The following is a 21,595-nucleotide window of genomic DNA, read 5'->3' on the forward strand; positions in this document are numbered from 1 at the left end:
ACAGAGAGGGGAAAGATAATGGCTTTGGTTAAATAAGTATAATTAATGATTTTAATATATTATTAGAGTTACTTATTTAACGGTTTGGTGTTGTTTTTTGGGAGAACGTGAATGCGAGGGTTGGATTACAAATGGATAGAAGCCTTGGATGCCGTTGTTTATCAAGGCAGTTTTGAACGAGCTGCTGAGCATCTGTTTGTCTCACAATCTGCCATTTCGCAGCGTATTAAACAGCTCGAAAAGTTCTTGGCGCAACCTGTGTTAATTCGCGAGCAGCCACCCAAGCCAACCCCTATTGGGAAAAAACTATTGGGGCTTTACCGTCGAGTTCGGTTGCTAGAGCACGAAATTTTACCTGAGATCAAAAACGATACTACAACGCGCCCAGTACAACTGTCTTTGGCTACTAACGCCGACAGTTTGGCTACGTGGTTACTGCCTGCTTTGCAAGATGTCATGAAAACTCGTCAAGTAGAGTTGAAGCTGACGATTTACGGTGAATCACGTTCAATAGAAAAACTGAAAAGTGGTGAGGTCGCAGGGGCGATCAGTTTAGAGTCTCAAGCGATACCAAATTGTCGCGCCGATTACTTAGGACGAATTGATTACGTTTGTGTGGCTAACCCTGAGTTTTATCAGCGTTACTTTTCTGAAGGTGTAAACAATCAGACCTTAGCAAAGGCGCCAGCGGTTTCCTACGATCAGTATGATGACTTACATAAAAAGTTTCTCACGGAGCATTTCAATGTGCGTCCTGATAGCGTGATTCATCACAACATCAGCAGCTCAGAGGCTTTTCTCAAAATGGCGTTAGCTGGAGTGGCATATTGTTTGATCCCTCGTTTGCAAATTACTGATGAGTTAGAGCAAGGCTCGTTAATTGATATTACGCCTGGCTTCCTGATGTCTTATCGTATTTATTGGCACCATTGGCAGTTGGAAACTGGCGTATTGCAGGAGATTTCACAAGCGATTGTCAATTATGCACAGCGTCATTTACCACAGTAGTGATTGAATAGACGACCATTTCTGACGAATATTAAATGACGAATGGTTGAAATTACACCAAAGTTACACAGTCAAAGTTGTGTTAGAAGTGAAGTTAGGAGCTTGGATAATCACCGGAAGTTTCTATTATGAAACCACTTACTCCTACAGCTCGGCGACTTAACAAAGTCGGTGATGCTGATTTGTGGAGACACTTCACTATTGATATGGATGGATTTGTCGAATGAAACTGTATTCGTGTTTGCTGGCTTCAGCTCTTAGTCTTAGCAGTGTTTCAGTCTTGGCTGATGTGCCTGAATTTGCTCACGTAACAACAACGGGTTACGGTGAGGTGGTCGCAACACCAGACATGGCGACCTTTTCTGTAAAAGTGGTGGATACCACCATGACAGCGGAACAAGCAAAACAATCAGTCGATAAAACAGTCGAAGATTTTCTCCAATATCTGTCTGATGCTGGTTTATCAAAGGACAATATCACCAGCTCAAACCTGTATCTTGCGCCTCAGTATCACTACCCTAAATCGGGCAAAGCGGAGTTGGTTGGATACAGAGCATCACGCAGCATCAATGTAACAGTGACAGATTTAGCCGATCTTAACCAGTATTTGGATATGGCGTTGAAAGCTGGCATTAATCAGGTCGACAACATCCAATTGAAAGTGAGCAATCAAGCGGAATACCAACAAAAAGCACGCATGGCTGCGATCAAAGATGCGAGAGAAAAAGCGGCATCGCTTGCATCTGGCTTTGATAAAAAACTCGGCGGCATCTGGCAAATTAACTATAACCAAATGCATGTACAGCCTGTGTTGATGCGCTCAATGGCGATGGACAGCAAGCAAGGTTCGAACAGTTACCAAGACTCGACTCTTGTAATTCGTGACCAAGTAGATGTGGTTTATAAATTAAAATAATTTGTTTTGGTAACACAAAAAGAAAAGGCAGGGATAATCCCTGCCTTTGTTGTATGGATTCTTCTTAATGAAGAATACGAGCACGAATCGTGCCTTCAATGCTTTTCAACTTAGTTAGTGCTTCTTCTGAACGCTCAGTTTCCACATCAATAACTACGTAGCCGATCTCAGCTTCAGTTTGTAGGTACTGCGCTGCGATGTTGATGCCTTCTTCTGCGAAGATGGTGTTAATTTGAGTCAGAATACCTGGGCGGTTTTTGTGAATGTGCAGTAAGCGAGAGCATTCACGACCGTGTTCAGGCAGAGAAACTTCAGGGAAGTTAACGCTTGATAGTGTTGAACCATTATCTGAATATTTCGCCAGTTTACCCGCTACTTCCACGCCGATGTTTTCTTGTGCTTCTTGAGTAGAGCCGCCCACGTGTGGCGTTAGAATGACGTTATCGAATTTCTGTAGTGGAGATTCAAACGGGTCAGCGTTTGTTTTTGGTTCAACTGGGAATACGTCGATTGCTGCGCCAGCTAAGTGACCTGCTTCTAGGCTGTGGCAAAGCGCAGGAATATCAACAACGGTACCGCGAGCGGCGTTGATGAAGATTGCGCCAGGTTTCATGCGAGCAAATTCTTCTTCACCCATCATGTTCTTCGTTTCAGGTGTTTCTGGTACGTGCAGCGAAATAACATCACATTTGTTTAGCAGCTCGCTCATCGTGTGGATTTGCGTTGCGTTGCCAAGTGATAGTTTGTTTTCGATGTCGTAGTAGTACACGCGCATACCTAAGTTTTCAGCAATAATGCCCAGCTGAGTACCGATATGGCCATAACCAATGATACCAAGGCGTTTACCACGCGCTTCGTAAGAGTTGTCTGCGCTCTTCTTCCAAATACCACGGTGTGCCAAGGCGTTCTTTTCAGGAATCCCACGAAGGAGCAGAAGAATCTGACCAAGCACTAGCTCAGCTACACTTCGTGTATTTGAAAACGGTGCATTGAATACAGGAATGCCACGTTTTGCCGCCGCACCAAGATCGACTTGGTTAGTTCCGATACAAAAACAGCCAATCGCAACCAGTTTGTTTGCCGCATTGATCACTTCCTCGGATAGATTCGTTCGGGAGCGGATACCGATGAAGTGCGTATCTTTAACTGCTTCAATCAGTTCTTCCTCTGAAAGCGAACCTTTGTGATATTCAATGTTGGTGTAACCAGCTGCTTGAAGAACTTCAACTGAAGAAGGGTGAAGTCCCTCGAGTAAGAGGATCTTAATCTTTTCTTTTTCCAGTGAAACTTTGGCCATTTTTTCTCGTCCTTAAAATGGAAAGGTGGGCTAATGTGGCGCACATTGGGCAAAACCATTAAAAAGGGGATAATTAATAGTTTTGTAGGAGGACAAACGTTTCCTTGTGCGTCTTCTGTTCAATAAAGTAACAAAAAAAAATTGCTTTGGGTAAGAAAATTACGGAATAAGAGATAATTTTCTTAGAGAAAGGAATAAAAAACGGTGCCTTGCAGCACCGTCTGTAATGAAATAACAGAAAACTGAATCAGATAGACCGATTCATGGCTATTATTTACTCTTCAATTTTTGCGCCTTCTGGCGTACCAGTGATCACAACATCAGCACCACGGTGAGCAAAAAGACCAACCGTTACCACACCCGCGATACCGTTGATTTTGTCTTCCATCTCTTTCGGGTTGGTGATTTGCATGTTGTGCACATCTAGGATGATGTTGCCGTTATCCGTTACAACACCTTCACGGTATGCAGGGTCGCCACCAAGTTTCACCAACTCACGAGCAACGTAAGAACGTGCCATTGGAATCACTTCCACTGGAAGAGGGAACTGGCCAAGCACGTCAACCGCTTTCGTGTCGTCAACGATACATACAAACTTTTCAGAGATTGCTGCAACGATTTTTTCACGAGTTAGCGCTGCACCGCCACCTTTGATCATTTCACGCGCAGGGTTGATTTCGTCTGCGCCATCAACATATACGTCTAGCTTAATTACGTCGTTGCACTCAAAAACTTCAATACCAAGCTCTTTTAGACGCTCTGTAGAAGCAACTGAGCTAGACACTGCACCTTTGATATCATCTTTGATAGTGCCTAGTGCATCGATGAAGTGATTCACGGTAGAGCCTGTGCCAACACCGACAATGCTGCCTTTCTCAACATATTTAAGTGCTGCCCAACCAGCCGCTTTTTTCATTTCATCTTGAGTCATGCCAATCTCCTGAATAGATGTTCGTTAACGTTTGCGGGCGTGATTATAGCGGCTAAGCGTTATTTTTCCCATTGCCATATTTGGCTTGGAGTCACGATCTTAGGTAATGGAATATCCCAGCTTTCAATTGGTAAGCGTTCTACATGCTGGCAATCGTGAGCAATGCCAATCGGTTTGCCTCCTTCTCCTGTCTTGAACCAATGAGAAAGAGTGCGATCGTAGTAGCCTCCACCCATACCTAAGCGGTGTCCGATACTGTCGAAGCCGACCAAAGGCGTGCAGATTACATCTAATTGTTTGACGGGAAGAAGGTGGCGAATATCGAGTTTTGGCTCGAGAATGCGGTACTTATTGTAGACCAGTTGATCTTCATTCACGTATTGAAGAAACAATAACTGGCCTTTTGAGAAAGGATGGATGACGGGTAAATACACCGACTTTCCCTGTTGCCATAACCATTCAATCAGTGGCTTCGTATCGAGTTCACCATCGGCAGAGAGATAAATGGCAATGTTCTGCGCTTGTTGGATTTCTGGAAGTTGGGCGAATTGAGTAACTAGGTCTAGCCCCGCTTGAAACTGCGTATCGCTACACAAGGCGTTGCGTTTTTCACGGATAAGTTTGCGGAAGTCTTGTCGGGAGCGTGATGATATGGATTGTGATGACATAAAGGAATACCCCAGGGTGCCGTTGAGGATTGTGGCCCTTGAACCAGCTGGTTCAAGGCGGATCAGCAATGATAACCGTAGGCTTCTCGGTGCATGCCAAGCTTGCTCAATAGCTATCAAGTACTAACCCTTTGGTATTGCTTATCGGCTCAGGGACTTAAATCCGTCTGACGAACACCCCAGGGTAAATTTTGTATCTACGGCTGTCCTTGCGTAACTTTGCTTAGTGCGTTCTCTAAAGACGCAGTGAGCTTTTCCATGCGCTCAGTAATTTCTTGCTGTTGACCGTTTGATTCGTATGACTTGGTGTGCAACTCATAACAAATGTTTAATGCAGCAAACGTCAGCAGTTGAATTTCATTGGTTACCTTAGTACGTTCGCTCATCTCTTTCAATCGGCGATCAAGATCTTTTGCTGCTGCAACGAGAGACTCTTCTTGCCCTGCTGGACAATTTACTCGTGTAACTTTGCCTAGTATTTCTACGTCGATCGCTTGATTGCTCATGATGAATAAACTCTATATTCGCGCTATCTAAGGTGTTGCTACGTGCAACTACCGAGGAGGAAACTATAGGAAAACCGTTATTAAGATTCAAGCATTTCCCATCACAGAAAGAGAAATGATGACGTGATCACACAGGAATTGGACAAATTGAACAAATGGTATTCAAAATTGAATTTGATAGCCGTTTCAGACGACTAACCTTGATGGTAGGATATGTCGATACATTATTACGCAAGAATGAGCCAAGTTATGAGTGAAATCACCCTTCCAGAATATCAATCTATTGCTGCAGAGCTACAATCTGCAAGTTTAGCTGTGACACCTGCGGAGCTGCACGGTTTGCTTGTCGGCATGCTAAGTGGTGGATTGGCGATTAACGATCAAACCTGGCAACCAATTCTATTCGATTACACCAATGATGGCATGGGCTGGCCAACGACGGCGTTAGCTTTTGCACAGACGGTCTTCAAAGTGACGGCGAACGAGCTAACGGGTTCATCCATGGAGCTGTCACTACTTCTGCCGGATGAGTCGGGCGAAGAGGGTTTATTCGCGTTGGCAGATAGCTTGTCTGATTTTGTGAATCACTTTATCTCTGGTCTTGGTTTAGCAGGCATTGCGCTGAACAATGCATCGGATGATGCAAAAGAAGCGTTGGCTGACCTAGAAGAAATTGCCAAGTTAGGCATTGATGAAGATGATGACTTTGGTGAACAAGCACAATTGCTGGAACAAGTCATTGAACACGTGAAAGCTTGCGTACTTACCATTCATGCTGAGTTCGGAGCTCGCCCAGAAAGCAGCGAAAGCAAACCGACGATCCATTAATCTAGATAGACCAGAGGTTAACATGAAGCAATATGACGTAGTAATTGCTGGTGGTGCCATGGCTGGGGCTACACTAGCTTTAGCGATTGAGCATTTGTCTCAAGGGGCTTTGCGTGTTGCCGTTGTTGAACCGTTTAAAGCACAATCTGATCAGCATCCGGGCTTTGATTCGCGCTCGATTGCTTTGTCTTATGGTACGGTTAACCTGCTGCGTCACTTAGAGTTATGGTCTGCGATTGAACCTTTTTCGACCCCGATTGAACACATCCATGTGTCTGATCGTTCTCATGCGGGAATGACGGACATCACTAAGCACGACGTTGGCGTTGAAGCGTTAGGTTATGTTGTAGAGTTAGCCGATGTTGGTCGTGTTTACCAAGAATTGCTGACTCACAGTACCGCTATCGATTTGTACTGCCCAGACTCCGCGAAGCACATTACCCGAACTCAAGAAAATGTGACGATTGAGCTTGCTAGTGGTGAGTTGCTTAATGCGAAATTACTTGTTGCCGCCGATGGTGCGGTTTCGCAATGTTGTCAGCAAATTGGTTTGGAGCTTTCTGAGCATGATTTCGACCAAGTTGCCGTAATTGCCAATATTGTGACTCAAGAGCCGCATCAAGGTCGCGCATTTGAGCGTTTTACTGAAAACGGCCCAGTTGCCCTGCTGCCAATGAGTGATAATCGAATGTCGCTCGTGTGGTGCTTACGTCCTGATGAAGCTCAAATTGTAATGGAATTGTCTGAAAGCGAATTTCTTGAACGGCTTCAGCAAGATTTTGGTTGGCGATTAGGTGCGATGCAAAAAGTGGGGCTGCGTGCGAGCTATCCGTTGTTGCTTCGTCATCGCAAGCAAAATATTTCACACCGTTTTGCGATAGTCGGTAACGCAGCACAAACGCTGCATCCCATTGCTGGGCAGGGCTTCAACTTGGGGATCCGAGACGTGGTCACTCTCGCTGAGGAACTGGTCAAGCAAGGTGAAGATGTTGGGCGTTACCAAGGCCTGATCCGCTTTAGTCAACGCCGAGAAGCAGACCGCAACGAAACCATTTGGCTAACAAGCTCGTTAGTCCATGTTTTTTCGAACGATTTACTCGCGATGCGAATTGGGCGAAATACCGCCTTAGCCGCGATGGATAACCTTTCTATTTTTAAGCAGCCGCTCTTGCGCCATACTCTTGGCTTAGTGAAACGATGATTGACTGCAACAAACTAGGTAACAACCAGTTATTAGGTAATAAATAGCAATGATGCAAAGTGTAGATATCGCCATCATCGGCGGAGGGATGGTTGGGTTGGCGCTTGCCGCCGCATTCAAAGACAGTGACCTGCGTATCGCCGTGATCGAAGGTAACGTGCCAGATGAAACGTTGAATGAACTGCCTGATGTGCGAGTTTCTGCACTGAGCCGCTCAAGTGAAACCATTTTACGTAAGCTAGGAGCTTGGCAGGGTATTGAGCAACGCCGTGCTGCACCTTACTACGGTATGGAAGTGTGGGAGCAAGACAGCTTCGCAAAAATAGAGTTTGATGCACAAAGTATGGCGCAACCTGATTTGGGTCACATCGTTGAAAATCGCGTGATTCAGTTAGCGTTGTTGGAACAAGTACAAAAGCTAGAGAATGTGACGCTATTCATGCCAGCGCGCTGTGCGACACTCGCGGTTGGTGAACAAGAGAGTTGGTTAACGCTCGATAACGGCCAAGCGATGACAGCGAAGCTGGTGGTGGGTGCTGATGGCGCGAATTCGTGGCTGCGTAACCAGATGGATATTCCTTTGACGCATTGGGACTACGGTCACCATGCGTTGGTTGCTAATGTGAAAACAGCGGATCCGCACCACAGCATCGCGCGTCAGATTTTTACACCTCACGGGCCTTTGGCATTCTTACCGATGTCTCAACCAAACATGTGTTCTATCGTCTGGTCGACAGAGCCAAACCGAGCGGAAGAATTGCTGGCCATGAGCGGTGAAGCGTTCAACAAAACGCTAACCAGCGAATTTGATGCTCGTTTAGGCGTGTGTGAAGTGGTGGGAGGGCGAGCGGCGTTTCCGCTAAAAATGCGTTATGCCCGAGACTTTGTGGTTGAGCGTGTTGCACTGGTTGGCGATGCGGCTCATACCATCCACCCTTTAGCTGGCCAAGGCGTGAACCTCGGCTTATTGGATGCAGCCAGTCTGGCGCAAGAAGTACTGACTCTTTGGAAACAAGGGCAAGACATTGGTAGTAAACGCAATCTGCGTGGCTATGAGCGTTGGCGTAAGGCTGAAGCGGCGAAGATGATTGCGGCGATGCAAGGTTTCCGTGATTTATTCTCTGGTGACCATCCAGCGAAAAAACTGGTTCGCGGTATTGGCTTGAGTTTAGCGGGACAATTACCGGGTGCTAAAGATGAGATCATGAAACGTGCACTGGGTTTGAAGGGGCACCTACCAGAACTGGCTCGTCAATAGCTCTGAGTTACATTACCTAAAAACACAAAAGGCTGGATAATCCAGCCTTTGTTTTACTTATCTTTTTGACATCGATGAAGTGCTAAGCGTATGCGCATCGGAGTTTCATTATTTCTTGGTTAATCTCTTTTACCGCTCGAAAATGACGTTGCTCCGCTTTTTCCGGTAGTATCAATTTACCGTTATCAAACTCGAATCTTCCGACCCCGTAAATATAGATTCTTCCCTTAAAAAGACGACTTATATGTTTAGCAATCATACTTGGTGTATAGCGCTTAAACAGTCTCATATTTACTTTCCTTTTCTCTTACCTAGCCCAGTTATTCTACGTTTTGGACGTAAAAATTATTGTGACAGCAATAGTATTAAGTACAGGTGAAATGTATCGCTTTGGAGAATTGTGCTGCCTTAGACAAATTGACAGACTGATATCTCAAATAGCGTGAGGATTACCCCAAAAAATTACACTGGAAGGAACCCAAATGTTTCTGTTCTCCTTCATACGTGGTGCATTAAGCAATAGTTTTGTTACAGAAATAAGAATAGAAGGAAAATGATTGTTTGCTAATTGTTTCTTTTTCAAACCTACACCTTCTATCTAAGTGTTATAGCTTGCTTACACAAGATTAGATGAGACTGCTTGAAAAAAGTTCCAAGCAAAAAAAAGCCCGCTTGAGCGGGCGAATAGTCACAGATGCATTACACAAAAGTGGATAGCTGACATCACGAGCGTGGTCATGCCTGTCAGCCGGTTCACTTTATGTTGGTTAAGTGCTTGTTGAAAACTTAACCAACAGAATCAGCATATACGAGTTTTATAATGGTGACTATTTATGTTTTAATTTTGATTAAAAATTCTTTGGCGTGTTTTTATAGATATGAGGGAGATCACGCAGTGATGAGAACACTGCGCTTTATTGCATTATGAATTGGATGTTAACGACAGATTTCGGCCACGGTGGGTTGGCATAGCTGAACCAAATCGTCGATGGATAACGCCAGCCCTGCCATGCGGTCCCCACTGCTGATGGTGACTTCACGTTCTTCCAATAAGCTTGGGTCAAACACAATCGGCATCTGTCGTTTGAGTAATAACGGCGTCACTGTGCCAATTTTATAACCAGTGATGGCTTCTACATCGGCCTGGTCGACACAAGTCATGCGGCGACATTGCAGTAAAGCTCGTACCTTTTTTGGATCCACACTGCGATCACCAGGGGCGCAGGCGAGGGCGTATTGATTGCCCATGTCTCGCAGCAATATCGCTTTGACCATTTGAGAAGGGCGAATGCCGCGTTGTTGCGCGGCATCCTCAATTGTTGTAGCTGGTCTTTGATGCGGAAGCAGACGAAACGTGATGTTTTGGTCGGCAAGAAACTGCATCAAAGGAGTATGAATGGCATTATTCATCATCAAGGCTGTAAGGCAATTCTGCGATGGTCCATTCACAATCAGGCTGAGACGTCAAACGAAGGCGAGTGTCGTCATCCAGATTATTTGGTAACACGATCAAACCCATAGCTTGGTTATCACTGAATTGATAGTGAGCCAGTAACGTGCCGACTGAGCGCCAGTTGTCGCCTACGCTGCGTTCTAGTTCAATCGCATCATCGTTTAACGCGGTCGACGTTGCGCCTTTCACGATGTACATAGCGCGCTTGTTTGTGCCGCGGTATTTCGCTCGAGCTACGGTTTCTTGGCCTGTGTAACAGCCTTTAGTGAAGCTAATGCCACCTAGGGCTTGAATGTTCAAGGCTTGTGGAATGTGCTCGTTTTGCGCTGTGGCAGAAACGAATGGCAGTGCAGATTCAATGTCGAACCGAGTCCAAAGCTCGCGTGTTGTCAGCGTAGCATCGCTGTTTTCGATCAGTGCTTGCGCCGCTTCTTCTGTCACAACAAGTAACCAACGGTTCGCCTCTACTTTTACCGCAGTGCCGCCATTGATGATGCGTACATCACCGGCATCTTCATTTAAAGCAGACACAAACGCATCGGCGTTGACACCTGCAACGCCAAGAATCACATCGTTAGATTCTTCAATCGTGACTTTGGAAAATACGGCGTATTTTTTTATTTCTTTCAGTTCGATTTCAATCGCAGATTTCGGCTGGATCATGCCGTAGCCATCACCATGATGGAACAAGCGGAATACACTCCACACTTTACCTTTCGCGTCGCAGTGCGCACCGAGTGTTGATTGGTCTTTTTCTAGAGAAACCACATCACAGGTAACTTGACCATGCAGGTACGATTTTTTGTCATCGCCTACCATGGTGATCATGCCTAGATGATCGAGTCGTGAGATAGACAGTTCTGGTAGAGCATCTTGAGTCGATAGGTTGAGCGGTGAAAAGCGAGTTTGCCATTCCATGATTACAATGCCTTTTGAAGATATTTTTCAGCTATGTTAAATGCAGATTCACGATTTGTCAGCTTTCAATATGCCCAAGTCACCTTAAGGTGTTCGGTTTAGCGAGAACCGCTCAGTTTTCAGATGTAGCGGTAATTTGGAAATCTAATCAACCTTGAGTAAGAAACGTCAACAACGTATGCCAATCAAGGATAGGTGACGTTTTCTATCGTGATTTCATGGCAGAATAATTAGGAAAGAGCTCGCTGTTGCTAAACGTGAGGTTCAGTGGTGTTGAATCAGTGACCAGCTTTGAATCTGACACCTTGAAGTTACTTAACGTATTGTGACCCGCACACTAGTGACGTAGCACATCCCTTGTTACACTCCGCATTAATAACAAGACATCTATGAAGGAATAATGAATGTACACTCCTGAAGAAAAGGCGCGTATTAAATGGGCTTGTCGTCGTGGCATGCTTGAGCTGGATGTGGTGATTATGCCGTTTTTTGAAGAGTGCTTTGATGCGCTGAACGAACAAGAACAGCGTGACTTTGTTTCTCTGCTTGAATGTGATGATCCAGATCTGTTCACTTGGGTGATGGGACATGGTCGTAGCGAGAACCTAGGCCATGCAGCAATGGTTGATAAAATTGTTGCCCACAACCTCAGCAAAGTTCGTTAATCTTAACGTATCTTCCTCAATTACGGCTCAAGTCAGTAATCTGACCGTTTTCTTAAGCTTGACTTGGGCCGTGTCGCTTTCCGACATTCCGCTCGTATTATCGATTTATTTGTTATTACTGATTGCTAGCAAGCTACGTGATCCAGGCTTTGTCCTTTTGTCGAGTCAAGGGCATTGGTATGTGCACAGTGACGGTACGGTAAAAAATGAAACGAGTAGTTCGCATATCAAACACGTCAACCTGACGACGCTGCCTTTTAAACTCTCCTTTACGCTAGAGTCGGGTGAAATGGTGACGATTTGGCGAGACAGTTGTGATGAACGGTGCTATCGGCAACTTTCCTTGATTTTGCGTCAATGGAAAATGAAACAAGGAGCCAAAGCTCCCTGTTGATAAGCGTTACATTCGATATTAATTATCGGTTAACTGCTTTGCTGGTACCAGAATTGTCGGGCCGCTGTTTTCCAGTTGATTGGGGTAATCAAGCGTGTAGTGCAGGCCGCGGCTCTCTTTACGCTGCATTGCACAGCGAACCATAAGCTCTGCAACTTGCAGTAGATTACGCAGCTCCAACAAGTTATTAGATACGCGGAAGTTACTGTAGTACTCATGCGTTTCTTGTTGTAGCAGTTGAATGCGGCGCAATGCACGCTCTAAGCGCTTATCGGTACGCACAATGCCCATGTAGTCCCACATGAACAGGCGAAGTTCGTGCCAGTTGTGTTGAATAATAACTTCTTCATCACTGTTGGTGACTTGGCTTTCATCCCAACATGGAACACGTGAAGGCAGCTCAATGCTGGTGTGATGTTTCAGAATATCTTTTGCAGCAGACCACGCATAAACCACACATTCCAACAGTGAGTTCGATGCCATACGGTTAGCACCATGCAAGCCGGTGTAGCTCACTTCGCCAATCGCGTATAGGTTTTTCAAATCCGTATGACCGTTTTGATCCACCATCACGCCGCCACAGGTATAGTGCGCAGCTGGTACGATTGGAATAGGCTCTTTGGTCATATCAATGCCCAAGTCCATCAAGCGCGAGTAAATGGTCGGGAAGTGCTTGGTGATAAAGTCTGCTGGTTTATGACTGATGTCGAGATACATGCAGTCTGCACCCAAGCGTTTCATTTCGAAGTCGATGGCACGAGCGACAACATCGCGGGGGGCGAGTTCTTTTCGCTCATCAAAATCTGGCATAAAGCGAGTACCGTCTGGGCGACGAAGGTAAGCGCCTTCACCACGAAGGGCTTCGGTCAGCAAGAAGTTGCGAGCTTCGGGGTGGTAAAGGCAAGTTGGGTGGAACTGGTTGAACTCTAAGTTTGCCACTCGACAGCCAGCTCGCCACGCGATAGCAATACCATCACCCGATGAGACATCAGGGTTAGAGGTGTATTGATAAACCTTTGATGCGCCACCTGTCGCTAGAACCACAAATTTGGCGCGCACGGTTTCTACGTGCTCTTCGTTTCGGTTCCAGATATAGGCACCGATGACTTTGTTTTTATCACCGCCGATTTTATCTTCAGTGATCAAGTCCAGAGCGTTGTGGCGTTCAAGAACATGAATATTGGGATGGTTGTGGGCGTTGTCCTGCAATGAGGTTTGCATTGCCATACCGGTTGCGTCTGCAGCGTGCAGAATACGGCGGCGGCTGTGGCCACCTTCGCGAGTTAGGTGGTAACGAGGTTCATCGTCAGAATCATCGTCTTCACGGTCAAATGGTACACCGCCGTCAATCAGCCATTGCACACATTCTTTTGAGTGTTCTGCAATGAATCTCACGGTCTCTTCGTCGCAGATACCATCCCCGGCAATTTGGGTATCTTCAACGTGCGACTCAATGGTGTCGGATTCATCGAACACAGCGGCGATACCGCCTTGAGCGTAGTAAGTTGCCCCTTCGCTGCGCGGTCCTTTGCTGAGTACCATTACTTTACAGTGGTTTGCGACACGTAAAGCCAACGACAAGCCCGCAGCGCCACTCCCTACCACTAACACATCACATTCATGTTCACGATTTGTGTTCATATAACTTTTATAATCCCAAGCTAAGGTAACAACGTTACCTTGTGTATTATTTGCACACCATGTGCATTCCATATGCGTGACATCCGTCACTAAGGGCTAAGTTGGGAGACTTATCTAAATCACAGTTACTCTGGTGACTTGAGCCACTCTTCTTTTTGCATGCTTAGGTCATTGAGGCCTAATGACACACGGTTGTTTTCTGAGTTTTGGTTGAAAACGCGTTATTCAGACAGCCAATAGCCATGCAAATGAAAAGTAATAGTTTGTCAATCTCATTGCTTTTCTAGTTTCTACCCAGCACAATCTGGGACAGAGATCATCCATTATACCCATTTCCCTTTAATATGCTCGCTTGTCAAATTAGACATAAGTCAGGCAGTGCATGGGATTTGGCGCATGACATCACACTGTGAAAAAACAATGACAAAAAACTTGAGAAACCATGGAACTTTCTCATTCACATTGGAGTCACAATAGTGCTCAAGTAAGCAGTGGTGTCAATACTACGTTTTGCATAATTAGTACCCATATCTGAGAAGAGTAGGGGCATAACAAATAGGAGTATCCGCTCGAATGAACGAGCAGCTGACCGATCAAGTATTGATTGAGCGAGTTCAGAATGGTGATAAGCAAGCATTCAACCTGCTGGTAACAAAGTATCAGAACAAGGTGTGTAATCTTATTTCCAGATACGTTAGTAATCCTGGCGATGTACCTGATGTAGCACAAGAAGCCTTTATCAAAGCTTACCGAGCTATCCCTAGCTTTCGCGGGGAAAGTGCGTTTTATACGTGGCTGTATCGCATTGCAGTGAATACTGCGAAAAATCACATTGTGGCTCAAGGGCGCAGACCCCCAGCGACAGATGTTGATGCTGAAGAAGCTGAATTTTACGAAACAGGTAGTGCACTTAAAGAAATTTCGAACCCTGAGAACTTAACGTTGTCCAAAGAATTGCAACGGGTAGTGTTCAGTGCAATCGAAGCTTTACCTGAAGATTTAAAGACAGCAATGACATTGCGAGAGCTTGATGGCTTAAGTTATGAAGAAATTGCTGAAGTGATGGATTGCCCGGTAGGAACGGTACGTTCACGTATCTTCCGTGCTCGTGAAGCGGTGGAAAAGAAAATCAGACCTCTTTTACAGCGCTAGTACAAGTAATAACTATGGTGAAAACAATGGCTGACAAAGAACAACTTTCAGCTCTCATGGATGGAGAATTGGTCGATAAGGCTTTAATTCAAGAGTTAGAGCAGGACCAAGAGAGCCGTGAAGCTTGGCAGAATTATCACCTAATTGGTGATGTGATGCGAGGCGAGGCGCCAGCAAAACCTGAGTGGAATATTGCTGAAAGCGTAGCGTTAGCGTTAGAAGACGAACCTGTGCATCGTGCGATCGATTCGCGCAGTGCCAATGTCATTTCAATCGCTGATGCGCCTAAAGAGTCGCAACCAGAACCGCAAAAAGCCAAACGTCAGTTGCCAGCGTGGTTAACTCAGTTTGGGCAAGTCGCTGTTGCTGCATGTGTGTCGCTAGTCGTTATCTTAGGTGTGCAGCAATACGGTGGTAGCGATCCAATGTCGCCACAAGCTGAACAGTTACCAGTTTTGCAAACCGTTCCGTTTGCAGGCAGTGCTGAACCTGTGAGCTTAACTCGTGAGTCCGTAGAGCGCTCAGTGGGTGAGGCAAATATGCAGGAGCAACGTAAACGCGTTCATGCTATGCTACGTGACTACGAATTGCAGTTAAGAATTAACAGTGACGCATCTCAGCAAGATGCGCATCTGACTCCGGATAGTGAATGAAAAAATTTCTGATCAGCGCTTGCGCTCTGTTCAGTATGATGTCTTCGCAAGCCTTTGCTGGTGATAAGCCGGCGGAGGCTTTATTGCATCAAATGAGCGAGGCGAGTAAGAATTTAAGTTACGAACTTTCTTACATCCTTATCAAAAAGAACAGCATTGAGCCTTTGCTGTATCGTCACGCGACACACGGCGAAGATCAGTACGCTCATCTTGTTTATTTAAGTGGACCTGTACGTGAGGTGATTCGTCGCGGAACAGAAGTGAGTTATATCGAAACTGGCGTGGAACCGTTCACTATCGAATCAGGCAAAATGGTTGCACCAACGATACCGATGCTTAACACCAATATCGACGAGCTAAACCTGTATTACGACTACGTTCAAGTAGGGCGTGCGCGTGAAGCCGGTGTTCCAACTCAGGTATTACGCATTGTGCCGAAAGACGGACTACGTTATTCCTATGTCCTTTGGATTGACGAAAAGAGCAAATTGCCACTTCGCGCCGATCTTGTCGATCGTGATGGCGAGATGCTAGAGCAATACCGCACGATCTCTTACACAGTAAACCCTAAAATTGCAGAGTTGATGAGCGGCCTTGAAGACGTTCAACTTCCTGCTGTGCTTACCATGCCGAAAGGTGAAATTGGCACGAGCAATTGGACTGTGGGCTGGACTCCAGACGGTTTTCATCCAAACGATCTCAATCGCTACCGTATGGCATCAACAGACCAAATGGTAGAAAGTCAGTTGTATTCTGATGGCTTGTTCAACTTCTCTGTTTACGTAGCAAACAAAGATGAACATTCATTAAAAGGACAACTGGTTCGTCAAGGCCGTAGAACATTACACAGTTTTGTGAATGGTGATTATGAAATCTCTGTGGTCGGAGATATTCCGCCTGCTACGGCGCAGCGCATTGCTCAATCTGTCACATTTAATGTAACAAAGAGTAAGCAATAATGATGACTGCGTTAGCTACCGTGACCGGAGTAGAGCGTCACGGTAAGCAGTACGAGATAGATTTAAGCTGCGAGCAGCAAACGAGCTGCAGCAGCTGCTCCTCGCAAAAAAGTTGTGGCACAGGTGTTGTCACTAAAGCGATAGGTAATAAGAGCCTGTCGTGGCATCTGCGCACAGAAAAAAACGTGCAAGTCGGTCAAGTCGTGGAAATCGGCTTTCCTGAATCCAGCCTTATCAAGTCAGCCATGGCGGTGTATCTACTGCCTTTATTTGGTTTGATTCTTGGTGCTATGGTTGGTCATTTCTTACTGACTCCTTTGACCGCTGGTGGAGAAGGCATTGTTATTCTCGCATCCGTGCTATTTGCAGGCGGTGGTATGTGGTTCGCAAAACGCCTATCAAAACCGCTTGAAGATGAGTCAAAACGCCAAGTCACCCTCATTCGAGTTCTCGGTGAACCTATCCAATAAGCTCTACACTTTAAATTAGGTGCGCCCGTTAACGAAATTCGGTAGAATCTGCCAACTTGATTGAAATGCCGTCAAATGATGGCTTTCTTACTGTCCCAATTTGTAAAGAGTTAGTCACCCTAAATCTATGAAGCACATTCGTAACTTTTCGATTATCGCCCACATCGACCATGGTAAGTCGACCCTATCAGACCGTCTAATCCAAGTTTGTGGAGGATTAAGCGATCGTGAAATGGCCGCACAGGTTCTGGATTCTATGGATCTTGAACGTGAGCGTGGTATCACCATTAAATCTCAGAGTGTGACGCTAAACTACACCGCTAAAGACGGTGAAACTTATCAGCTGAACTTCATCGATACTCCGGGACACGTAGACTTTGCATACGAAGTATCACGTTCTCTAGCGGCTTGTGAAGGCGCGCTATTGGTTGTTGATGCTGGTCAGGGTGTAGAAGCGCAAACACTTGCTAACTGTTACACCGCGATCGAAATGGATCTGGAAGTTGTGCCAATCCTAAACAAGATCGACTTGCCAGCCGCTGATCCTGAACGTGTAGCTGAAGAAATTGAAGAAATCGTTGGTATTGATGCGATGGACGCAACACGCTGTTCTGCGAAGACAGGTCTGGGTGTTGAGGATGTTCTAGAAAACATCGTATCAGCAATTCCAGCACCAGAAGGTGATCCTGATGCGCCACTACAAGCGCTGATCATCGACTCATGGTTTGATAACTATCTTGGCGTAGTATCTTTGGTACGAATCAAAAACGGTTCACTGAAGAAGAACGACAAAATCAAAGTAATGAGCACAGGCCAAGCTTGGGGTGTAGACCGTTTGGGTATCTTTACACCTAAGCAAGTGGATACTGATGTTCTAAATACTGGCGAAGTAGGTTGGGTTGTTTGTGGTATCAAAGACATCCTAGGCGCACCAGTAGGTGATACGCTAACGTTAGCGAAAAACGGCAGCGACAAGCCACTTCCAGGCTTTAAGAAAGTAAAACCTCAGGTATACGCGGGTCTGTTCCCTGTATCATCTGACGATTACGAAAACTTCCGTGACGCACTGGGTAAATTGAGCCTAAACGATGCATCGCTATTCTACGAGCCAGAAAACTCAGCAGCGCTTGGTTTTGGTTTCCGTTGTGGTTTCCTTGGCATGCTGCACATGGAAATTATCCAAGAGCGTCTAGAGCGTGAATACGATCTCGACCTGATTACCACAGCGCCAACGGTAGTTTACGAAGTTGAGAAAACGGATGGTGAGCTACTGTACGTTGATAGCCCAGCGAAGCTACCTGCTATTAACGACATCGAAGAGATTCGTGAGCCAATCGCACGTTGTAATATCTTGGTACCAGCAGATTACCTAGGTAACGTGATCACACTGTGTGTGGAGAAGCGTGGTCTCCAAGTTGATATGGTTTACCACGGTAACCAAGTTGCAGTGACTTACGACATCCCAATGGCGGAAGTTGTTCTCGACTTCTTCGACCGTCTGAAGTCTACGTCACGTGGTTACGCGTCTCTGGATTACAACTTCCAACGCTTTGAAGCGTCAAACATGGTACGCGTAGACGTACTATTGAACGGCGACAAAGTGGATGCACTTGCGCTTATCACGCACAAAGATCAGTCTCAGACTCGTGGTCGTCAGCTGGTTGAGAAGATGAAAGAATTTATCCCTCGTCAGATGTTCGATATCGCGATTCAAGCGGCTATTGGTAACCACATCATTGCGCGTTCTACCGTTAAGCAGCTACGTAAAAACGTAATCGCAAAATGTTACGGTGGTGACGTGAGTCGTAAGAAGAAACTTCTGAAGAAACAGAAAGAAGGTAAGAAACGTATGAAGCAGATCGGTAACGTGGAACTGCCTCAAGAAGCGTTCCTAGCAATTCTTCACGTCGGCAAAGATTAGAGTTGAACTTTGTCCCACTGTTGTTGGTCATAAGGCGTTAGAACTTAAATAAGTGAAAGGGTTTAGGCTCTTTCACTTTCGTATTTTTAGATAAGGGAATTTAATGGCGAATACATTCTCACTGATGCTGGTTATCGTCACCTTGGTAACGGGTGTAGTTTGGCTACTGGAAAAGCTGGTGTTTGCAAAAAAACGTCAAGCGAAAGTAGCGGAGATTCAAGCGCAAACTACAAATGGTTTGGATGCGGTCACTCTACAGAAAGTGGAGCGCCAGCCATGGTGGATTGAAAACAGTGTGTCTATTTTCCCTGTTATCGCTTTCGTCTTAGTATTACGTTCTTTTATCTATGAACCGTTTCAAATCCCGTCAGGCTCAATGATGCCAACCTTGCTGGTTGGTGATTTCATTTTAGTTGAGAAGTACGCGTACGGTCTAAAAGACCCAGTATGGCGTACTCAGCTAGTGGAAACTGGTAAGCCTGAACGTGGTGATATTGTTGTCTTTAAATACCCACCTCAACCAAGCGTTGATTACATCAAACGTGTCATTGGTTTGCCGGGTGACATTGTTCGTTATTCTGGTGATAAGCAGTTGTGCATTCAAAGCCAAGGCGAATCCAGCTGTAAGCCAGTTAAACTGAGCAATGTAGAAGAGAGTCAATTCAAATCAAACGGTATCCCAATGATCCAACTGGATGAGAAATTGGGTAACGTTGAGCACAATATTTTGGTTAACCCACTTGTACGTAACCGTGTGGAGCAATACTTCCCACGTAGCGGTACAACTGAATGGGTGGTACCTCAAGGTCAGTACTTTGTGATGGGTGATAACCGTGACAACAGTGCAGACAGCCGTTACTGGGGCTTTGTTCCTGAAGCTAACCTTGTCGGCAAAGCTGTTGCCATTTGGATCAGCTTTGAGTTTGATCGTGGCGCAGATAGCGTTCTACCTTCATGGATCCCAACTGGTGTGCGTTTCAACCGCATCGGTGGTATTCACTAACTATTTAATATCGAGAGAGTATGAATTCTCCAATTGATAAACTAGAGAGAAAGCTCGGCTACCAATTTAAGGATGCTGGGCTTATCAACTTGGCGCTGACTCACCGCAGCGCCAACAGCAAGCACAATGAACGTCTTGAGTTTCTGGGCGATTCAATTTTAAGTTTTGTCATCGCTGATGATCTGTACCATCGTTTTCCGAAAGTGAACGAGGGTGACATGAGCCGTATGCGCGCTACTCTGGTACGTGGACACACATTGGCGGAACTGGGTCGTGAATTCGATCTAGGAGATTATTTAAAATTAGGTCCAGGTGAATTGAAGAGTGGCGGTTTCCGCCGAGACTCTATTCTAGCCGATGCGGTAGAAGCCATTATTGGTGCGATTTACCTAGATAGTGATATTGAGAAAGTACGCAGTATTGTTCTGAGTTGGTACAACTCGCGTCTTGAAGCCATCAAACCTGGCGTATCACAAAAAGACCCAAAAACTCGCCTACAAGAGTTCCTGCAAGGCAGAAGAAAACCGCTGCCTGTCTACACAGTGACTAATATTAAAGGTGAAGCGCACAACCAAGAGTTTACGGTTGAGTGTGAAGTAGCAGGTGTGGATAAGCCTGTAATCGGTAAAGGCACCAGCCGCCGCAAGGCAGAACAGGCGGCAGCAGAAACAGCACTAGAGCAATTAACTAATGGCTGATAACGAATTCGACATCGATGCGTTTTTCGCATCACATGGTGAGGTGAGCTCACCGGAAAACCAGCATTGTGGTTTCATTGCCATTGTTGGTCGTCCTAACGTGGGTAAATCGACGCTTCTGAACAAAATTCTAGGTCAGAAGATTTCGATCACGTCACGTAAGCCGCAAACGACGCGTCACCGCATCATGGGCGTCGACACAGATGGCGATTACCAAGCGATTTACGTTGATACACCAGGACTTCACATTGAAGAAAAACGTGCAATCAACCGTTTGATGAACCGCGCTGCAAACTCCTCGTTGAGTGACGTGAACCTAGTTTTCTTCTTGGTCGATGGTACTCATTGGACTAAAGACGACGAGATGGTGTTGACCAAGCTTCAGAAATCGAACTTCCCTGTTGTACTTTGTGTTAACAAAGTTGATAACGTGCAAGATCGTAATGAAGTGATGCTACACATGGCTGAAATGTCTAAAAAAATGGACTTTGTCGATGTAGTGCCAATTTCTGCGAAGCAAGGTAAGAACATTGATGTATTGCGCAAGCACGTACGTAATCACCTGCCGAAAGCGACGCATCACTTCCCTGAAGAATACGTAACGGATCGCTCTCAGCGTTTCATGGCTTCAGAAATCGTACGTGAAAAGCTAATGCGCTTTACTGGTGATGAACTGCCATATTCTGTAACGGTTGAGATTGAGCGTTTTGATTACAACCCAGAAACGGACGGTTTCCATATCAATGCTTTGATTCTTGTTGAACGTAATGGTCAGAAGAAGATGGTGATTGGTAAAGGCGGCGAGAAGATCAAAACCATTGGTCGTGAAGCACGTCTAGATATGGAAGAGTTGTTCGGTCGTAAAGTTTATCTAGAGACTTGGGTGAAAGTGAAGTCTGGTTGGGCAGATGACGAACGTGCACTACGCTCACTGGGTTACATCGACGATCTATAATTTGAGGCGAGAGCACTTCGTTTCAATATTAAGTAGAATCCAATATCGATTAAAATAAGGAGCCGCATGGCTCCTTATTTTTTACTATTCTGGCATTAGA

Annotated in this window: 23 protein-coding genes and 1 other RNA gene; 15 read left to right on the forward strand and 9 right to left on the reverse strand. The window is 45.6% G+C overall.

Going from position 1 to position 21,595, the window contains the following annotated elements:
• The first annotated feature begins 111 nt into the window (after nt 1-111).
• Nucleotides 112-1,008, forward strand: coding sequence for a LysR family transcriptional regulator ArgP (locus tag UF05_RS03030; RefSeq protein ID WP_005482449.1), 897 nt, complete (start codon nt 112-114; stop codon nt 1,006-1,008).
• A 223-nt stretch (nt 1,009-1,231) separates the two neighbouring features.
• A complete protein-coding gene (locus UF05_RS03035) occupies nt 1,232-1,924 on the forward strand; it encodes an oxidative stress defense protein (protein WP_005482489.1) in 693 nt (230 codons plus the stop codon).
• A gap of 64 nt (nt 1,925-1,988) precedes the next feature.
• Here UF05_RS03035 and serA read toward each other — a convergent pair whose 3' ends face one another.
• From serA to UF05_RS03055, 5 genes are all read right to left on the reverse strand, one after another.
• On the reverse strand, nt 1,989-3,221 hold the full coding sequence (gene serA / locus UF05_RS03040) for a phosphoglycerate dehydrogenase (protein WP_005482463.1): 1,233 nt from the start codon (nt 3,219-3,221) through the stop codon (nt 1,989-1,991).
• A gap of 274 nt (nt 3,222-3,495) precedes the next feature.
• A complete protein-coding gene (rpiA, locus tag UF05_RS03045) occupies nt 3,496-4,152 on the reverse strand; it encodes a ribose-5-phosphate isomerase RpiA (protein ID WP_005493901.1) in 657 nt (218 codons plus the stop codon).
• A gap of 59 nt (nt 4,153-4,211) precedes the next feature.
• Nucleotides 4,212-4,805 (reverse strand): 5-formyltetrahydrofolate cyclo-ligase, encoded by a 594-nt coding sequence (locus UF05_RS03050; protein ID WP_025631679.1) that lies wholly within the window; start codon nt 4,803-4,805, stop codon nt 4,212-4,214.
• A gap of 19 nt (nt 4,806-4,824) precedes the next feature.
• Nucleotides 4,825-5,009: non-coding RNA, 6S RNA (ssrS, locus tag UF05_RS23910), on the reverse strand.
• An 8-nt stretch (nt 5,010-5,017) separates the two neighbouring features.
• On the reverse strand, nt 5,018-5,326 hold the full coding sequence (locus UF05_RS03055) for a cell division protein ZapA (protein ID WP_005484120.1): 309 nt from the start codon (nt 5,324-5,326) through the stop codon (nt 5,018-5,020).
• A 249-nt stretch (nt 5,327-5,575) separates the two neighbouring features.
• Here UF05_RS03055 and UF05_RS03060 point away from each other — a divergent pair, with 249 nt between their 5' ends.
• Genes UF05_RS03060 through UF05_RS03070 form a run of 3 tightly spaced genes read left to right on the forward strand, consistent with a single transcriptional unit; the run spans nt 5,576 to nt 8,613 of the window.
• Entirely contained in the window at nt 5,576-6,154 is a 579-nt protein-coding gene (locus UF05_RS03060) for a YecA/YgfB family protein (protein ID WP_005457285.1), read from the forward strand.
• 22 nt (nt 6,155-6,176) lie between these two features.
• On the forward strand, nt 6,177-7,355 hold the full coding sequence (gene ubiH, locus UF05_RS03065; protein ID WP_005493906.1) for a 2-octaprenyl-6-methoxyphenyl hydroxylase: 1,179 nt from the start codon (nt 6,177-6,179) through the stop codon (nt 7,353-7,355).
• A gap of 49 nt (nt 7,356-7,404) precedes the next feature.
• The gene (locus UF05_RS03070; protein ID WP_025631681.1) at nt 7,405-8,613 is read left to right on the forward strand and encodes an FAD-dependent 2-octaprenylphenol hydroxylase; all 1,209 of its coding nucleotides are present in this window, start codon (nt 7,405-7,407) and stop codon (nt 8,611-8,613) included.
• Nucleotides 8,614-8,695: 82 nt separating this feature from the next.
• On the opposite strand, the gene UF05_RS03075 is transcribed toward UF05_RS03070, so the two are convergent.
• The 3 genes from UF05_RS03075 to ygfZ form a co-directional block, all read right to left on the reverse strand.
• The gene (locus UF05_RS03075) at nt 8,696-8,902 is read right to left on the reverse strand and encodes a DUF1107 domain-containing protein (RefSeq protein ID WP_005380970.1); all 207 of its coding nucleotides are present in this window, start codon (nt 8,900-8,902) and stop codon (nt 8,696-8,698) included.
• A 647-nt stretch (nt 8,903-9,549) separates the two neighbouring features.
• Complete coding sequence (locus UF05_RS03080) at nt 9,550-10,023, reverse strand: aminoacyl-tRNA deacylase (protein WP_005481229.1); 474 nt, start codon at nt 10,021-10,023, stop codon at nt 9,550-9,552.
• Nucleotides 10,016-10,984: a tRNA-modifying protein YgfZ gene (gene ygfZ, locus UF05_RS03085; protein WP_031816780.1), complete on the reverse strand. Its 969-nt coding sequence runs from the start codon at nt 10,982-10,984 to the stop codon at nt 10,016-10,018. The genes UF05_RS03080 and ygfZ overlap by 8 nt, the downstream gene beginning before the upstream one ends.
• A gap of 404 nt (nt 10,985-11,388) precedes the next feature.
• Between ygfZ and UF05_RS03090 the strand changes: the two genes are divergently transcribed.
• Nucleotides 11,389-11,649, forward strand: a complete 261-nt coding sequence (locus UF05_RS03090; protein WP_005458651.1) for an FAD assembly factor SdhE — start codon at nt 11,389-11,391, stop codon at nt 11,647-11,649.
• Nucleotides 11,597-12,043 (forward strand): protein YgfX, encoded by a 447-nt coding sequence (locus tag UF05_RS26705; RefSeq protein ID WP_259346569.1) that lies wholly within the window; start codon nt 11,597-11,599, stop codon nt 12,041-12,043. Before UF05_RS03090 ends, UF05_RS26705 begins: the two co-directional genes overlap by 53 nt.
• 18 nt (nt 12,044-12,061) lie before the next feature.
• Here UF05_RS26705 and nadB read toward each other — a convergent pair whose 3' ends face one another.
• Complete coding sequence (gene nadB, locus UF05_RS03095) at nt 12,062-13,684, reverse strand: L-aspartate oxidase (RefSeq protein ID WP_021450035.1); 1,623 nt, start codon at nt 13,682-13,684, stop codon at nt 12,062-12,064.
• A 573-nt stretch (nt 13,685-14,257) separates the two neighbouring features.
• Here nadB and rpoE point away from each other — a divergent pair.
• The 8 genes from rpoE (at nt 14,258) to era (ending at nt 21,495) form a co-directional block, all read left to right on the forward strand.
• Nucleotides 14,258-14,836 (forward strand): RNA polymerase sigma factor RpoE, encoded by a 579-nt coding sequence (rpoE, locus tag UF05_RS03100; RefSeq protein ID WP_005493913.1) that lies wholly within the window; start codon nt 14,258-14,260, stop codon nt 14,834-14,836.
• Nucleotides 14,837-14,862: 26 nt separating this feature from the next.
• Nucleotides 14,863-15,489, forward strand: coding sequence for a sigma-E factor negative regulatory protein (locus tag UF05_RS03105; protein ID WP_005481241.1), 627 nt, complete (start codon nt 14,863-14,865; stop codon nt 15,487-15,489).
• Nucleotides 15,486-16,448 (forward strand): sigma-E factor regulatory protein RseB, encoded by a 963-nt coding sequence (gene rseB / locus UF05_RS03110; protein ID WP_005490311.1) that lies wholly within the window; start codon nt 15,486-15,488, stop codon nt 16,446-16,448. Before UF05_RS03105 ends, rseB begins: the two co-directional genes overlap by 4 nt.
• A complete protein-coding gene (locus UF05_RS03115; RefSeq protein ID WP_025537343.1) occupies nt 16,448-16,918 on the forward strand; it encodes a SoxR reducing system RseC family protein in 471 nt (156 codons plus the stop codon). The genes rseB and UF05_RS03115 overlap by 1 nt, the downstream gene beginning before the upstream one ends.
• A gap of 127 nt (nt 16,919-17,045) precedes the next feature.
• Nucleotides 17,046-18,839 (forward strand): translation elongation factor 4, encoded by a 1,794-nt coding sequence (lepA, locus tag UF05_RS03120; protein WP_020835382.1) that lies wholly within the window; start codon nt 17,046-17,048, stop codon nt 18,837-18,839.
• A gap of 103 nt (nt 18,840-18,942) precedes the next feature.
• Nucleotides 18,943-19,842 carry a signal peptidase I gene (gene lepB / locus UF05_RS03125; protein WP_020841275.1) on the forward strand — a complete coding sequence of 300 codons (900 nt, stop codon included), beginning with the start codon at nt 18,943-18,945 and terminating at the stop codon, nt 19,840-19,842.
• 20 nt (nt 19,843-19,862) lie between these two features.
• Nucleotides 19,863-20,540, forward strand: coding sequence for a ribonuclease III (rnc, locus tag UF05_RS03130; protein WP_005460683.1), 678 nt, complete (start codon nt 19,863-19,865; stop codon nt 20,538-20,540).
• Entirely contained in the window at nt 20,533-21,495 is a 963-nt protein-coding gene (gene era, locus UF05_RS03135; RefSeq protein WP_005460684.1) for a GTPase Era, read from the forward strand. The genes rnc and era overlap by 8 nt, the downstream gene beginning before the upstream one ends.
• Nucleotides 21,496-21,595: the final 100 nt, after the last annotated feature.

Source organism: Vibrio sp. S457-15 (assembly GCF_000960545.1).
GTDB classification, from domain to species: Bacteria; Pseudomonadota; Gammaproteobacteria; order Enterobacterales; family Vibrionaceae; genus Vibrio; species Vibrio parahaemolyticus.

Bases quoted from the DNA above. Each gene is read 5' to 3' on its own strand.
- UF05_RS03030 (WP_005482449.1), top strand. From the start codon at position 112: ATGCGAGGGTTGGATTACAAATGGATAGAAGCCTTGGATGCCGTTGTT.
- UF05_RS03035 (WP_005482489.1), top strand. From the start codon at position 1,232: ATGAAACTGTATTCGTGTTTGCTGGCTTCAGCTCTTAGTCTTAGCAGT.
- serA (WP_005482463.1), bottom strand. From the start codon at position 3,221: ATGGCCAAAGTTTCACTGGAAAAAGAAAAGATTAAGATCCTCTTACTC.
- rpiA (WP_005493901.1), bottom strand. From the start codon at position 4,152: ATGACTCAAGATGAAATGAAAAAAGCGGCTGGTTGGGCAGCACTTAAA.
- UF05_RS03055 (WP_005484120.1), bottom strand. From the start codon at position 5,326: ATGAGCAATCAAGCGATCGACGTAGAAATACTAGGCAAAGTTACACGA.
- UF05_RS03060 (WP_005457285.1), top strand. From the start codon at position 5,576: ATGAGTGAAATCACCCTTCCAGAATATCAATCTATTGCTGCAGAGCTA.
- ubiH (WP_005493906.1), top strand. From the start codon at position 6,177: ATGAAGCAATATGACGTAGTAATTGCTGGTGGTGCCATGGCTGGGGCT.
- UF05_RS03070 (WP_025631681.1), top strand. From the start codon at position 7,405: ATGATGCAAAGTGTAGATATCGCCATCATCGGCGGAGGGATGGTTGGG.
- UF05_RS03075 (WP_005380970.1), bottom strand. From the start codon at position 8,902: ATGAGACTGTTTAAGCGCTATACACCAAGTATGATTGCTAAACATATA.
- UF05_RS03080 (WP_005481229.1), bottom strand. From the start codon at position 10,023: ATGAATAATGCCATTCATACTCCTTTGATGCAGTTTCTTGCCGACCAA.
- ygfZ (WP_031816780.1), bottom strand. From the start codon at position 10,984: ATGGAATGGCAAACTCGCTTTTCACCGCTCAACCTATCGACTCAAGAT.
- UF05_RS03090 (WP_005458651.1), top strand. From the start codon at position 11,389: ATGTACACTCCTGAAGAAAAGGCGCGTATTAAATGGGCTTGTCGTCGT.
- UF05_RS26705 (WP_259346569.1), top strand. From the start codon at position 11,597: ATGCAGCAATGGTTGATAAAATTGTTGCCCACAACCTCAGCAAAGTTC.
- nadB (WP_021450035.1), bottom strand. From the start codon at position 13,684: ATGAACACAAATCGTGAACATGAATGTGATGTGTTAGTGGTAGGGAGT.
- rpoE (WP_005493913.1), top strand. From the start codon at position 14,258: ATGAACGAGCAGCTGACCGATCAAGTATTGATTGAGCGAGTTCAGAAT.
- UF05_RS03105 (WP_005481241.1), top strand. From the start codon at position 14,863: ATGGCTGACAAAGAACAACTTTCAGCTCTCATGGATGGAGAATTGGTC.
- rseB (WP_005490311.1), top strand. From the start codon at position 15,486: ATGAAAAAATTTCTGATCAGCGCTTGCGCTCTGTTCAGTATGATGTCT.
- UF05_RS03115 (WP_025537343.1), top strand. From the start codon at position 16,448: ATGATGACTGCGTTAGCTACCGTGACCGGAGTAGAGCGTCACGGTAAG.
- lepA (WP_020835382.1), top strand. From the start codon at position 17,046: ATGAAGCACATTCGTAACTTTTCGATTATCGCCCACATCGACCATGGT.
- lepB (WP_020841275.1), top strand. From the start codon at position 18,943: ATGGCGAATACATTCTCACTGATGCTGGTTATCGTCACCTTGGTAACG.
- rnc (WP_005460683.1), top strand. From the start codon at position 19,863: ATGAATTCTCCAATTGATAAACTAGAGAGAAAGCTCGGCTACCAATTT.
- era (WP_005460684.1), top strand. From the start codon at position 20,533: ATGGCTGATAACGAATTCGACATCGATGCGTTTTTCGCATCACATGGT.